This window comes from Xenorhabdus sp. IM139775 (genome assembly GCF_028598745.1).
Lineage (GTDB): Bacteria > Pseudomonadota > Gammaproteobacteria > Enterobacterales > Enterobacteriaceae > Xenorhabdus.
Genome location: NZ_JAQRFK010000005.1, coordinates 20,702 through 34,394, shown reverse-complemented (window position 1 = coordinate 34,394; position 13,693 = coordinate 20,702). Strand labels below are relative to the sequence as shown.

12 protein-coding genes and 1 other annotated feature are annotated in these 13,693 nt (G+C 44.0%); of the genes, 6 read left to right on the top strand and 6 right to left on the bottom strand.

Annotated elements, in window-relative coordinates; all coding sequences use genetic code 11:
- Nucleotides 1–127 precede the first annotated feature (127 nt).
- Nucleotides 128–964: a hypothetical protein gene (locus PSI17_RS01925; protein ID WP_273550333.1), complete on the top strand. Its 837-nt coding sequence runs from the start codon at nt 128–130 to the stop codon at nt 962–964.
- 390 nt (nt 965–1,354) lie between these two features.
- Here the strand turns inward: PSI17_RS01925 and cysB are convergent, their stop codons facing one another.
- Both cysB and topA read right to left on the bottom strand, forming a co-directional pair.
- Nucleotides 1,355–2,329: an HTH-type transcriptional regulator CysB gene (gene cysB / locus PSI17_RS01920; RefSeq protein WP_273550332.1), complete on the bottom strand. Its 975-nt coding sequence runs from the start codon at nt 2,327–2,329 to the stop codon at nt 1,355–1,357.
- A gap of 359 nt (nt 2,330–2,688) precedes the next feature.
- Nucleotides 2,689–5,286, bottom strand: a complete 2,598-nt coding sequence (gene topA / locus PSI17_RS01915; RefSeq protein ID WP_273550331.1) for a type I DNA topoisomerase — start codon at nt 5,284–5,286, stop codon at nt 2,689–2,691.
- Nucleotides 5,287–5,593: 307 nt separating this feature from the next.
- On the opposite strand from topA, the gene PSI17_RS01910 reads away from it, so the two are divergent.
- Entirely contained in the window at nt 5,594–5,845 is a 252-nt protein-coding gene (locus PSI17_RS01910; RefSeq protein WP_273550330.1) for a YciN family protein, read from the top strand.
- A gap of 147 nt (nt 5,846–5,992) precedes the next feature.
- Here the strand turns inward: PSI17_RS01910 and sohB are convergent, their stop codons facing one another.
- Nucleotides 5,993–7,039: a protease SohB gene (gene sohB, locus PSI17_RS01905; RefSeq protein WP_273550329.1), complete on the bottom strand. Its 1,047-nt coding sequence runs from the start codon at nt 7,037–7,039 to the stop codon at nt 5,993–5,995.
- 172 nt (nt 7,040–7,211) lie between these two features.
- Here sohB and PSI17_RS01900 point away from each other — a divergent pair, with 172 nt between their 5' ends.
- Together PSI17_RS01900 and cobO are read left to right on the top strand one after the other, a co-directional pair.
- A complete protein-coding gene (locus tag PSI17_RS01900) occupies nt 7,212–7,976 on the top strand; it encodes a YciK family oxidoreductase (protein ID WP_273550328.1) in 765 nt (254 codons plus the stop codon).
- Entirely contained in the window at nt 7,976–8,572 is a 597-nt protein-coding gene (gene cobO / locus PSI17_RS01895) for a cob(I)yrinic acid a,c-diamide adenosyltransferase (RefSeq protein ID WP_273550327.1), read from the top strand. The genes PSI17_RS01900 and cobO overlap by 1 nt, the downstream gene beginning before the upstream one ends.
- A 68-nt stretch (nt 8,573–8,640) precedes the next feature.
- On the opposite strand, the gene rluB is transcribed toward cobO, so the two are convergent.
- From rluB to rnm, 3 genes are all read right to left on the bottom strand, one after another.
- Nucleotides 8,641–9,564: a 23S rRNA pseudouridine(2605) synthase RluB gene (gene rluB / locus PSI17_RS01890; RefSeq protein ID WP_273550326.1), complete on the bottom strand. Its 924-nt coding sequence runs from the start codon at nt 9,562–9,564 to the stop codon at nt 8,641–8,643.
- A 64-nt stretch (nt 9,565–9,628) separates the two neighbouring features.
- A complete protein-coding gene (locus PSI17_RS01885; RefSeq protein ID WP_273550325.1) occupies nt 9,629–10,249 on the bottom strand; it encodes an L-threonylcarbamoyladenylate synthase in 621 nt (206 codons plus the stop codon).
- A gap of 18 nt (nt 10,250–10,267) precedes the next feature.
- Entirely contained in the window at nt 10,268–11,140 is an 873-nt protein-coding gene (gene rnm, locus PSI17_RS01880) for an RNase RNM (protein WP_273550324.1), read from the bottom strand.
- A 207-nt stretch (nt 11,141–11,347) separates the two neighbouring features.
- Nucleotides 11,348–11,448, top strand: a sequence feature (Trp leader region).
- A gap of 52 nt (nt 11,449–11,500) precedes the next feature.
- Here rnm and PSI17_RS01875 point away from each other — a divergent pair.
- Together PSI17_RS01875 and PSI17_RS01870 are read left to right on the top strand one after the other, a co-directional pair.
- Nucleotides 11,501–13,060 (top strand): anthranilate synthase component 1, encoded by a 1,560-nt coding sequence (locus PSI17_RS01875; RefSeq protein ID WP_273550323.1) that lies wholly within the window; start codon nt 11,501–11,503, stop codon nt 13,058–13,060.
- Entirely contained in the window at nt 13,060–13,638 is a 579-nt protein-coding gene (locus PSI17_RS01870; RefSeq protein ID WP_273550322.1) for a glutamine amidotransferase-related protein, read from the top strand. Before PSI17_RS01875 ends, PSI17_RS01870 begins: the two co-directional genes overlap by 1 nt.
- The last annotated feature ends 55 nt before the right edge of the window (nt 13,639–13,693 follow it).

Here is a 13,693-nt window from a genome sequence, read left to right as displayed (position 1 = left end):
AAATTCTCATTTGTTGATAAATTTTAATGATGACACACCTAAAGCAGATATGTTTTATTCACGCGAGAAATCAGGAAGTTCTGTACGTTGGGTGTATCACTATAATGAATTTATTGGAGATTAAGTGATGGATACAGGAAAAAAAGAATACCAACATTATCTAAGCCATATACAACAAGCCGATCGGTTCTTTTCGGCGGGTATTAACCCTAAATTTTCTTTGTCGGACTATCAACTTAGCGATACCGACGGCCTTGTTCAATTTATTATTACCTCAAATATTGTCGACAAAGCCAATGTCATACGGAAACTGGATGAAATCAAGAAAATACAGATAGCGCTTTCTTCAATAGCGGCTGGCTACATCGCCCAATATACCCAGATTCACGGCAAAGAATATAAGACTGATATTCAATTCTGGGGAGATATCATGGCAAAACTGCCATTGATGAGCGTCATGAATATTGAAAGTCAAACTTATCAACATGAAATGAAAGGCATTTCGATTGCAACAAATTTACTCCAACTCATCATGGATATTATTTTGAATGCCAACTCCCCCAGCTTGAAAAGTTTTTCTGATTTTCTGCAAAAACAAGGGGATGCCATCAGGTTAGGGTTAAAACGAAATGGAGATCATTACTCCACACTCACATTAGCCAGTGTCATTGAGGCTGTTGGCATTGAAGATCAGGTTATGTATGTGCCCAAAATGAAACTGTATAAAATAGATTTTGACAGAACCAACGCGGAAATGACATCGAACTGTGCCTCTAAGGAAAATATTAATGTTGGATTCACTTACTCTTCTTGTGTTTCATTATTTAATTATCACGCGCTGGAGAATCAGGATATCAAAGCAGCCTTAAATAATTTCATCCTTAAAAACCAAAAAATTTCAATAAAAGATGCGGATGGTTTTTTCAATGGTGAATTCAAGACGCTGCTTCCCAAAGGAGCATGAAATAATTGTCGTTTCAACTTCATCATATTAAAGATAGCTTCATCAGTGATCCTAACCTTAACTCGGAGCAATAAACCTATGTATATCCCACGTAAAATGAAAATGCCGTACCTATCTGGAATTATACGGCTGTTCATTGTTACGGTGTCACAAAATTTTAACCAATGATGAAACTAAACTGGCCTTAGAAGCCTTGGTGATCAATGTGGCGTTTATACCGCCTTGTGCGAAAGTAAAAGGGCTGGCGATAAAGAATTAGCTAACTATATGAAAATACACAATATAGGTACAGAAAAGTGACTCTATGGATTCAGGGCGAAGATGAAGGGCAACCACCTCCTTATTTCTCAGGAGGTGGTTTCATATTTAAGCCATGCTTTAAACTGTTTCTTATACTATCGGTAAATCAATATCTTTGAACATTTCTTCGATTTCTTCATTGGAGCGTAATGCAATGGCTTTATCCACAACATCACGCGTCAAATGCGGCGCAAAGCGCCAAATAAAATCATACATATAACTACGCAGGAAACTACTGCGCCGAAAGCCGATCTTGGTTGTGCTGTAACTGAATTTATCCCGCATATCAATACGCACGAGATCGCTGTCCTGCACAGGTTCTATCGCCATACTGGCAATCACACCAACCCCTAGCCCTAACCGCACATAAGTCTTAATCACATCAGCATCTGTTGCCGTGAAAACGATTTTAGGTTTCAAACCAGCCCGATCAAAAGCCACATCCAGCTCTGAGCGTCCGGTAAAACCAAAGGTATAGGTGACAATCGGGTATTCGGCCAATTCTTCAATCGTTACGTTCTGTCTATTCGCAAGCGGGTGATCTTTTGTCACCACAACAGAACGGTTCCAGTGATAACAAGGCAACATAATCAGATCGCTATAAAGATGAAGCGCTTCTGTTGCTATCGCAAAGTCACTGTTCCCTTTGCATACCTCTTCCGCAATCTGAGTTGGAGAGCCTTGGTGCATGTGCAGTGATACATTGGGATAACGTGCAATAAAACCTTTAATAACCGGAGGTAAAGCATATCTGGCTTGCGTATGGGTGGTCGCTATATATAAAGAACCGCGATCGGGATAGGTGTGTTCACTGGCAACAGAACGAATTGAATCAATTTTTGACAGCACTTCACGTGAAATACGGACAATTTCTTCACCAGCCGGAGTCACGTGCGTCAAATGTTTACCACTGCGGGCAAATATCTGAATCCCCAATTCATCTTCGAGCATCCTGACCTGTTTGCTGATCCCCGGTTGAGAGGTATACAACCCTTCTGCTGTAGAAGATACATTTAGATTGTGATTAACCACCTCTACAATATAACGCAATTGCTGTAGTTTCATGTCAACACTGTCCCTAATAATCAACTGTATGAATGTCTTGTAGTTTAATTAATTTCTATATTGCTAATGGTGACTCACTTATAACTATATAGAATATATTTTTGTCAGTATATAACCACTATAACACTTGCTATATATTTATATAACAAATAATTAGGTTGAGTAACTACTATCAAGCGCCTGTTATAGATATATTGTGTTTTAATTTTATTAAAATACAAAAAAAGCCAGCCCACAGGGCCGGCTTTTTAGAAAGAAAAGTTACATTTCTCACTAAAAAAGAAATATCTCTCTAAATATATTTCTATGAATATACCCCATAAATGCGGGTATAATGCACAAATTCATTATCAGATAGATTACTTCTCTTTCACAACCCAAGCCCCTTCAACAAAAAATGCACTCCATCCGGTCGCCTTGCCATTTTTCTCCGAAGAAACGTATTGCTGTTTAGTTTTACGGCTAAAACGGACTACCGTTTTATTTCCTTCAGGATCAGCAACCGGTGCTTGTGCTAAGTAACGCAATTTTTCCGGCAAGCGTTCTTTAAACCGAACAAGCTCCTCAACCAATGGTGCACGAGTTTCGCGAGACTTAGGAAAAGTGTTGGCCGCTAAAAATACCCCTGCTGCACCATCACGCAAGACAAAGTAGGCATCCGATTTTTCACAGGCCAGTTCAGGTAACGGGACTGGATCTTCTTTCGGTGGCGCCACTTCTCCATTACGCAAGATCTTACGGGTATTCTTGCACTCTTCGTTTGTACAGCCCATGTATTTACCAAAACGCCCCATTTTCAGGTGCATTTCTGAACCGCACTTATCACACTCAACGATTGGGCCATCATAGCCCTTAATACGGAATTCACCTTCTTCAACTTCATAACCATCACACTCTGGGTTATTACCGCACACATGCAATTTACGCTGGTTATCAATCAAATAACTGTCCATCGCTGTACCACACTTTTTACAGCGACAACGAGCGCGCAATGCATTGGTTTCAGCATCCTCCCCTTCCAGAATATTTAAAATTTCATTTTCCGGGATAAGGTTAATCGTCTGCTTGCATCGCTCTTTAGGTGACAACGCGTAACCAGAGCAGCCCAGAAATACGCCTGTTGTTGCCGTACGAATGCCCATCGGACGGCTACAAGTCGGACATGCAATCGATGTAATCACCATCGGATTAGGGCGCATTCCACCTTCATCTGGGTCTTTACTGGCAATATCAAGCTGCCCGCTGAAATTGGAGAAAAATTCGTCCAAGATCCCTTTCCAATTCGCTTCATTATTGGCGACATGATCGAGTTGGTCTTCCATTCTTGCCGTAAAATTGTAACTCATCAATTCATTGAAATTTTCTTCCAAACGATCATTGACGATTTCACCCATTTTCTCCGCATAGAACCGACGGTTTTCAACACGAACATACCCTCGTTCCTGAATGGTTGAGATAATTGATGCATAGGTCGATGGACGGCCAATTCCGCGTTTTTCCAGCTCCCTGACCAAGGATGCTTCACTGAAACGCGCTGGCGGTTTGGTAAAGTGCTGGCTTGGCAGCAACTGTTGCAAATCAAGCTCGGTTCCCACTTCAATGGCCGGCAGAGTATGATCTTCATCTCCTTTGCGCAAAACCGGCATCACTTTTGTCCAACCGTCAAAACGCAGAATACGGCCTTTGGCACGTAATTCAAAATCACCGGCTTGAACAGTCAGTGTCGTGGAATCATATTTGGCCGGTGTCATTTGACAAGCGATAAACTGACGCCAGATAAGCTGATACAATTTTTGCGCATCCGCTTCCATATCTTTCAGCGCTTCTGCCATGACATCAACATCAGAAGGCCGGATCGCCTCATGGGCTTCCTGAGAATTTTCCTTGCTGCTGTATACATTGGCACTTTTCGGCAAGTAGTTATCACCAAAATGGTGGCTGATGTAACCGCGCACCATTTCCAACGCATCCTGACTTAAATTAGTCGAGTCAGTACGCATATAAGTGATATGCCCGGCTTCGTATAGACGTTGCGCCATCATCATGGTTTTTTTGACCCCAAACCCGAGCCGTGTACTAGCGGCTTGCTGTAAGGTCGAGGTAATGAACGGGGCACTCGGTTTACTGGATGTCGGGCGATCTTCACGCTCAATCACGTTGTATCTCGCTTTTTCAAGCAGAGATAGTGCTGTGTGTGTTTGTTGCGCGCTGACGGGTTTAAATGGCTTTCCTTTCTCATGGGTGACCTCCATATGGAGAGCAATATCACCCTTCGCCATTAAATCCGCATGCAGTTGCCAATACTCCTCCGGCACAAATGCCTTGATTTCACGTTCCCGTTCAACCACAAGACGAACGGCGACAGATTGAACCCGCCCTGCGGATAACCCTCTGGCCACTTTTTTCCACAGTAACGGTGACACCATATAGCCCACCACGCGATCCATAAAACGGCGCGCTTGTTGAGCATTAACCCGATCAATATTTAATTCACCGGGATTATCAAAAGCCTGTGTGATGGCATTTTTGGTAATTTCATTGAATACAACCCGACTGAAACGGGAATTATCCCCACCAATCACTTCCCGCAGGTGCCATGCAATAGCCTCTCCCTCGCGGTCAAGGTCCGTTGCAAGATAAATGTGATTGGCTTTTTCAGCCAGCGTTTGTAGTTCTGAAACAACTTTCTCTTTGCCGGGCAAAATTTGATAGTTTGCTTCCCAACCGTCATAGGGATCGATGCCCATACGACTTATCAGCGCCGTTTTCTCATCTTTTTTGACTTTCTTTTTATTCTTATCGGTAGATGAGCTTGAACTCTTTTGACTCGCTGTTCCACTCGTCGGCAAATCACGGATATGACCTACACTAGACTTTACAACGTAGTCATTCCCCAGATATTTATTGATTGTTTTGGCTTTTGCCGGGGACTCCACTATAACAAGAGCTTTAGCCATAGTTACCTTTACCTAATTATCTTCTTTTCAGATGGCGAAAATCACGGCGTTATGTTGCGATATATAAAATAAAACCTCTTTTTATATTGCGATAGATTTGCAAGATATCAACTAATTTTTATCTTGTGCTTTTGCTTAAGCGCAAAACCCTTTGAAATATTTAGGGTATTTTATATACCTACACAGGCCATGCAATTGTATGATTTAACAGTTGTAAACAAAATCTTCCATCTGCATGACGAAAAGCCCACACTCTACCTGATAAAAAACGATGCGCAACAACTTATTTTTTGAAGGAGCACAATAAATGAAAACTGGAACCATGCCTATTAAGCAAGATCAGTTACTAAAAAAAGCAAATGAAATCATTAAGGCACATGAAGATTTTATACCGGGAATGTACGCAGAAAGTGTAGAACAAAAAGGTGGAGTATTCGTATTTCGGGGAGAGTTTTTTCTGGATGAAGCAGGATTACCTACGACAAAAAGTACCGCTGTGTTTAATATGTTTAAACATTTAGCGCATATATTATCCGAAAAATATCATTTGGTCGATTAAAAAACGCCCTTCTTGACTGATGGGTAAATCATCAATAAATAAGCGGGCAATAATAAAGGATATGACAAAATCACCTCTATTTATTACCCGCATATTATTTGTTACACGTATATTATGCTACGATGGCGGTAATAACGGATGTTTCCGTTACAGCAAAGGTTTTTCTCCCCTTTGCCACCAACGCATAAACAATTTGTCAACGTTCTCCATCGCGCTTCCCATAAAACGTTCCATAACACGTTTACGGCGAGAATAATTGACGCCAATCACGTCACAGTGTTCAATTTTTTCAATCAGAAAATCATCACTGACACCCACGTCATCAATCAATCCATTCTCTTTTGCCTGTGTGCCATACCAATATTCACCCGTAGCAACTTTTTCCACATCCAAAGAGGAACGATGTTGATGGATAAATGATTTGAATAACTTATGCGTTTCGTTCAGATCTTCCTGAAATTTTTTGCGTCCCTGTTCAGTATTTTCGCCCAGAACAGTCAAAGTGCGTTTGTACTCACCAGCCGTATGCAGTTCCACATCAATATCATTTTTCTTCAATAACTTATGAATATTGGGTAATTGAGCTACCACACCAATAGAACCAATAATCGCAAACGGTGCAGCAATAATGCGATCCGCCACGCAAGCCATCATATAACCACCACTTGCTGCGACTTTATCCACCGCAATTGTCAGGCGTATCCCTTTCTGCCGCAAACGCACCAATTGAGAGGCTGCCAGCCCATACCCATGAACCACACCACCAGGACTTTCCAGACGCAGTAAAACTTCATCTTTTTTGTCTGCCACCGCGAGTACTGCGCTGATCTCTTCGCGGAGAGATTCCACCTCATGAGCATCCATACTGCCTTTAAAATCCAAAACATAAAGGTTCGGTTTCTGTAAACCTTTCTGCCCTGCTTTGGCTTGCGTTTTTTTCTGTTTGGCATCCTGTTTTTGCTGCTTTTTTAATGCCTTTTGCCAGATTTTTTGTTCTGCTTCGCTCATTCGCGCTTGCTGCATCTGACGCTGCTTTTCTTTGTATGACTCACCAAGATTAGTCAGCTTTAACTCCCCTTTTTGCATTGTTTTACGTACACCTAATCCGATACAAACGACTGCCAGAACGACTATTGCCAAGACTACCGTGAGCACTTTGGCTAAGAACAATCCGTATAGAGATAAATATTCCACAGATCCACCTTGATTAATTTATGATGAACAATATTTTTCATTCTAACTAAAAACCCGGGGCCTTGCTCTAACAGTTTACTTAACCCCGCTTCAATTGGAGTGCTACTCTTTTGCTGTTTTTTTATTAAAATGGCAAGTCATAGATCCACAAGCAATACAGGAAGATTGTCCGATGTTTGATTACCAACCCAACAGCAATCTGCTGAAACAGAAAATTATTCTCGTGACCGGTGCCGGTGATGGCATTGGCCGTGAAGCCGCACTGACTTATGCCCGCTACGGTGCACAGGTTATTTTACTGGGACGTACTACCGCAAAACTGGACGCCGTCAGGCAGAAAATTGAAAGTGATGGCGGTTTACCTGCTGATATTTATACGATGGATCTGCTGATGGTCACCGCAGAAGAGTGTCAAACTTTCGTTAACGATCTGGCGCTGCGTTATTCACATCTGGATGGTGTTTTGCATAACGCCGGGCTTCTGGGCATTGTTGCCCCCATTGCAGAACAACCTGTTCAACTCTGGCATGAAGTGATGCAAGTGAATGTCAATGCCACTTTTATGCTGACTCAGGCATTGCTCCCTTTATTATTGAAATCCCCCCGTGGCTCTTTGGTATTTACCAGCTCCAGTGTCGGTCGCGAAGGCAGAAGTGGTTGGGGAGTTTACGCTGTTTCTAAATTTGCCACCGAAGGACTAATGCAGGTTTTGGCACAAGAATATCGGAATACTTCCCTGCGCATTAACTGCATCAATCCGGGTGGAACACGCACCAATATGCGAGCCAGTGCTTTTCCTGATGAAAACACCGCTAAGTTAAAGACACCCGCGGATATTATGCCTGTCTATCTTTATGTCATGGGAGATGACAGCCGAAATGATTCCGGCATCAGTTTTGATGCCCAACCCGGTCGCAAAGCAGGGCCTGCCGAATAATGATCAGAGATAACAGCCAGTACCAGAAAAGGCAGCAACGCCTGAAAGAAAAAGTCGATGCCCGCATTGAAGCAGCACAACAAGAGCGGGGGATTGTCATGATATTCACCGGAAACGGTAAAGGAAAAACCACGGCGGCATTGGGTACAGTAACGCGTGCAATCGGGCATGGGCAGCGTGCCGGAGTTATCCAATTCATTAAAGGGACATGGGAAAGCGGCGAAAGGAACTTACTGGCACAGCATGGGGTTGAATTTCATGTAATGGCAACCGGTTTCACTTGGGAGACGCAAAATCGTGAATCTGATACGGCTGCCTGCCAAACGGCATGGAAACACGCGGTGGCAATGTTATCTGATCCCTCATTGCACCTTGTTGTACTGGATGAATTGACCTATATGGTCAGTTACGGTTACTTAGCGCTTACCGATGTTCTGGCCGCCCTCAAACAGCGCCCTGCCCATCAAAGTGTGATTATTACCGGCAGAGGATGCCACCGAGAACTACTGGAATATGCTGATACGATAACAGAAATGCGTCCGGTAAAACACGCGTTTAATGCCGGAATCAAGGCACAAAAAGGCGTTGATTGGTAAATGAACCCGCTGTTTCAATATTGATTAGCATAAATGCTGATACAGACTGAAACAGCGGCTTAAGGGTGTTAACGACCTTTAGATGTCGTCTTCTTCCCTGCATTCTGACGAGAGCTGCTTGCAGGACGTTTCCCCGCCGGGCGGGATGCAACCTGAGCATGTCGTCTTACTGCACGACGGATCTGATTAGCCTTGACGCGACGTTGATCACGCCCAACAGCAACTTTGGTCACCATCTCTTCGCCCAAACCCACCAACTGACGTAAATAGTTAGTCTGTTCCAATCCCAATTCAGTCCAGCCACCACGCGGCAACCCTTTCGGCAGATCAATATCGCCATAACGCACACGGATCAGACGGCTAACCTGCACACCAACGGCTTCCCACAAACGTCTGACTTCGCGATTACGACCTTCTGTCAACGTGACGTTGTACCATTGGTTGATCCCTTCTCCGCCTTTAAACGCGACAGTTTTAAATGACGCCGGACCATCTTCCAGTTGTACACCTTGCGTTAATTGACGGAGTTTTGCATTATCCACTTCACCAAACACGCGAACTGCATACTCACGCTCAACTTCCTGGCTTGGGTGCATCAAGCGGTTAGCCAATTCCCCATCGGTCGTAAACAGCAACAACCCGCTGGTATTGATATCCAGACGCCCTACCGCAATCCAGCGTGCGCCTTGCATTTTGGGCAGACGATCAAACACAGTCGGACGACCTTCAGGATCGTGGCGGGTACACAGTTCACCTTCCGGTTTATAATAAGCCAGAACACGACAAACTGTTTTCTGTGGTTCCTTGATATTTAAGATCCGTCCATCCAGACGAACTTTGATTGAGGGCTTAACTTCGATTCGATCACCCAACGTTGCGAGCTTACCATCAACGCTAATACGTCCTTGTTGGATATACCCTTCGATTTCGCGACGGGAACCATGACCAGAACGCGCGAGAATTTTTTGTAACTTTTCTGTTTTATCGCTCATTGAGCAACCTCTACTGTCGCCTTCACAGGCGTCGTAATATTAAATAAAAATTAAATTGTATACTTTATAAAAAAGGGATTATATCACCTTCGCCTTCGCGAAGAATGGCGGGGGAATCCCCAGTTAAATCCACTACCGTCGTCGGTTGCTGCCCAAGATAACCACCGTTAATAATTAAATCAACTTGTTTACCCAAAGTATCCTTAATCTCTTCAGGATCAGACTCAGCAAAATCATTTCCGGGCAGAATCAAGCTACATGACATCAGTGGTTCACTCATCTTTTCCAATAATGCCAACGCGATAGGATTGGAAGGAACACGCAGACCAATAGTTTTGCGTTTTTCATTCATTAAGCGACGCGGAACTTCTTTTGTCGCCTGTAGAATAAAGGTGTAATTGCCTGGCGTATTATTTTTAATCAACCTGAACGCCTGATTATCCACATGGGCATAAGTGGCAATTTCAGACAAATCACGACACATCAAGGTAAAATTATGACGTCCTTCCAATTGGCGAATACGGCATATACGAGTCATAGCATCCTTATTTTCAAGGCAACAACCAATGGCATAACCCGAATCCGTAGGATAGATGACAATTCCGCCCTTTTTCAGTACCTCCACACTCTGGTCGATAAGACGGGCTTGTGGATTGTCAGGGTGGATATAAAAAAACTGGCTCATAACATAACCTCTATACTTCTATGCAGTCCCAATCCGTGACCAATCGTGCCATATCGGTACAACATCACCGGGTAACCACAAATTGCGCCCAAGTTCTATCCATGAACAAGGTTGGTGAAAATCCGATCCTAATGATACTTTCAGTCCATATTCTCTTGCCAATCGACCAAGTTGCTGCCTTTCATTAGGGGCTTGCTGGCACTGTGCAACTTCCATTGCATCACCGCCATGTTGTTTAAACCAAGCTATTAATCGTTTCAGCCATTTCATTGATAAATCATATCTGCCCGGATGGGCAATGACAGCCTGTCCACCGGCTTGGTGAATGGTTTCAATAGTCTGCTCAATTGTACACCATTGCGGAGGGACATAACCGATTTTTCCCTTTGCCAGATATTTTTTGAACACTTTCTGGATCGTGGGTTCAATGCCGGCTTCAATCAAATAACGGGCAAAATGGCCACGGGTGACTTGCCCGCCATTCGCTAATTGAGATGCACCTTCCCAAGCGTCAGGAATACCTGCTTTGGCTAATCGACGCCCAATTTCAACACCGCGCTGTTTTCTTAAATCAACCTGATTAGCCAAAAGATTTCTTAAGGAAATCTCGTTGACATCAATATCTAAACCAACGATGTGAATTTCCAGATTTTGCCATAATGTCGAAATTTCAACGCCGGATACCAACGTTAATGGCAAATTATTTTGCTGGATATGATTTAAAGCCGACGGAATACCTGCCGTCGTATCATGGTCGGTAATGGCTAATACATCAACACCCATAGAAATGGCTCTATCCACGAGCTGCTCAGGTGATAAAACGCCATCTGAAGCAGTCGTATGGCTATGAAGGTCATAGCGTTTTGTCATTTCACTGGCGGCTTCAATCATTGTTTTTTTACCTGTCTTATTGGGTGGGAGGGGATAATAACCTTCACCTTATCTCATTTCTACAGACATAAGACATAAAAAATCATTGACAAGTGAATGGTGATCCAATTTACTAGTACAATAGTTAACTAAAACACGCTTCACCAAAAAAACATTGAACAGATAGGGCACTCGAAAATGAGCTTATTTATGCAAACCATACAAGTCAGTCGTTGGTGGCACAACTTCCCATTCAGGGCGGTTGGCTCACGCACATAAATGCAGATACGCAAGTGCCAAAACCCGCCCAAAGAGGCGGGTTTTTTATAACGTTTTTTATAACATATGTTTTACGGATAAAATCAAAGACGGGATATAAAAATGACTGACAAAGAATTTAATATTTCCATAAATCAGATAGATACTCACTATCAGACAGATCCAACACTACTTTTTCATCAACTTTGCCGTGATCGTCCGTCAACATTATTGCTGGAATCGGCTGAAATTCGCAGTAAAAATAATATCAAAAGCATCTTGATCATCGATAGTGCCATGCGCATTACCGCCAACGGGCGTCAAGTGACTTTCGAAGCCCTCAGCGAAAATGGCCAAAACCTGATCCCTGTACTCGCTGATTTACTTTCAGGCAAAGCCCAATTAGCTATAGAGCCTCAGCTTATGCGAGCAGAATTTCCTGCTGTTGAGCACAATCTGGACGAAGACAGCCGGCTAAAATCCGGTTCCATTTTTGACGCCTTGCGTGCTCTGGCAGCATTGGCCACCTTCTCGGCATCGCCCGACGCCATTTTCGTTGGTGGATTGTTTGCTTATGATTTAGTCGCAGGATTTGAACGATTACCCACGGTCAAAAATCACCAACGCTGCCCTGATTTTTGTTTTTATCTCGCCGAAACGTTATTGGTGATCGACCATCGGAGTGAGTATTCACGCCTGCAAACTACCCTATTTGGCACATCCGATGCAGAAAGAGAACGCCTTAACGAACGCCTGACCACGCTAGCCGCAACCATTTCAGGATCACTTCCGCCGCTCTCACCTGTCACATTGCCCGACATTACGATTGATGATAATCAAAGTGATGAGCAATACGCGAATATCGTGCGGAAATTACAGCAATTTATCCGTCAGGGCGATATTTTTCAGGTGGTGCCATCACGTCGCTTCATCTTGCCATGCCCTTCTCCACTGAACGCTTACCATGCTTTAAAGAAACAAAATCCAAGCCCCTATATGTTTTTTATGCAAGATCAGGATTTTTGTCTGTTTGGTGCTTCACCGGAAAGCGCGCTTAAATACGATGCCAGTAACCGCCAGATTGAAATCTATCCAATCGCGGGTACTCGGCCACGTGGGCGAAATGACAACGGGGAACTGGACGCCGATCTCGATAGCCGAATTGAGTTGGAAATGCGTACAGATGCCAAGGAAATGTCTGAACATGTGATGCTGGTTGATCTGGCCCGCAACGATTTAGCCCGTATCTGTGAACCGGGCAGTCGATATGTTGCCGATTTAACCAAAGTCGATCGCTATTCATTTGTTATGCATCTGGTTTCCCGTGTTGTCGGGACACTCCGCCATGACTTGGATATTTTTCACGCCTATCAAGCCTGCATGAATATGGGCACCCTGACGGGAGCACCTAAGATCCGGGCCATGCAGCTCATTGCAGAATATGAAGGTGAACGGCGAGACAGCTACGGCGGGGCCGTCGGTTACTTCACTGGCAAGGGGGATTTTGATACCTGTATTGTGATCCGTTCAGCCTATGTGAAAGACGGCCAAGCTATAGTTCAGGTTGGCGCTGGCGTAGTCTTGGATTCCGTTCCCCAGTCAGAAGTCGATGAAACTCACAGCAAAGCCAGGGCCGTGATTCATGCGATAGCCCAAGCCCATCATGTAGAGGTGACATTCTAATGGCTAATATTCTCCTGCTCGATAACATCGATTCGTTCGCTTATAACCTCGTGGATCAATTGCGCACCCATGGTCACCATGTCGTTATTTACCGTAATACGGTGCCGATAAACATCATTATTGCCAAACTTAGCGAAATGGAATCCCCTCTTTTAATGTTATCCCCTGGTCCGGGGAAACCTTCAGACGCGGGCTGCATGCCTGCATTAATCAGGCAAGTCACAGGCCGGATCCCGATCATCGGCATTTGTCTTGGACATCAGGCGATTATTGAATCTTATGGGGGAAAAATCTCTGCCGCCCAGGAGATCCTGCATGGCAAAGCGACGCCGGCGACCCATGATGGTAAAGGGATGTTTTCCGGCCTGCCAAATCCTTTGCCTGTCGCTCGTTATCACTCTCTTACGGCGATGGAGGTTCCTGCCACGCTGACTGTCTCTGCATCATGTGGTGATACCGTGATGGCGGTACGCCATGATAAGCACAAAGTCTGTGGATTTCAGTTCCACCCCGAATCTATTTTGACCGCACGGGGAGCCAAACTGCTTGAACAAACTCTGACATGGGCCTTGAACTAATCATTTGGATTTAAAGGTCGTGAGTTTAAAAGTATCAAATTAAAGGCGTTAAACA

Bases quoted from the DNA above. Each gene is read 5' to 3' on its own strand.
- PSI17_RS01925 (WP_273550333.1), top strand. From the start codon at position 128: ATGGATACAGGAAAAAAAGAATACCAACATTATCTAAGCCATATACAA.
- cysB (WP_273550332.1), bottom strand. From the start codon at position 2,329: ATGAAACTACAGCAATTGCGTTATATTGTAGAGGTGGTTAATCACAAT.
- topA (WP_273550331.1), bottom strand. From the start codon at position 5,286: ATGGCTAAAGCTCTTGTTATAGTGGAGTCCCCGGCAAAAGCCAAAACA.
- PSI17_RS01910 (WP_273550330.1), top strand. From the start codon at position 5,594: ATGAAAACTGGAACCATGCCTATTAAGCAAGATCAGTTACTAAAAAAA.
- PSI17_RS01900 (WP_273550328.1), top strand. From the start codon at position 7,212: ATGTTTGATTACCAACCCAACAGCAATCTGCTGAAACAGAAAATTATT.
- cobO (WP_273550327.1), top strand. From the start codon at position 7,976: ATGATCAGAGATAACAGCCAGTACCAGAAAAGGCAGCAACGCCTGAAA.
- rluB (WP_273550326.1), bottom strand. From the start codon at position 9,564: ATGAGCGATAAAACAGAAAAGTTACAAAAAATTCTCGCGCGTTCTGGT.
- PSI17_RS01885 (WP_273550325.1), bottom strand. From the start codon at position 10,249: ATGAGCCAGTTTTTTTATATCCACCCTGACAATCCACAAGCCCGTCTT.
- rnm (WP_273550324.1), bottom strand. From the start codon at position 11,140: ATGATTGAAGCCGCCAGTGAAATGACAAAACGCTATGACCTTCATAGC.
- PSI17_RS01875 (WP_273550323.1), top strand. From the start codon at position 11,501: ATGACTGACAAAGAATTTAATATTTCCATAAATCAGATAGATACTCAC.
- PSI17_RS01870 (WP_273550322.1), top strand. From the start codon at position 13,060: ATGGCTAATATTCTCCTGCTCGATAACATCGATTCGTTCGCTTATAAC.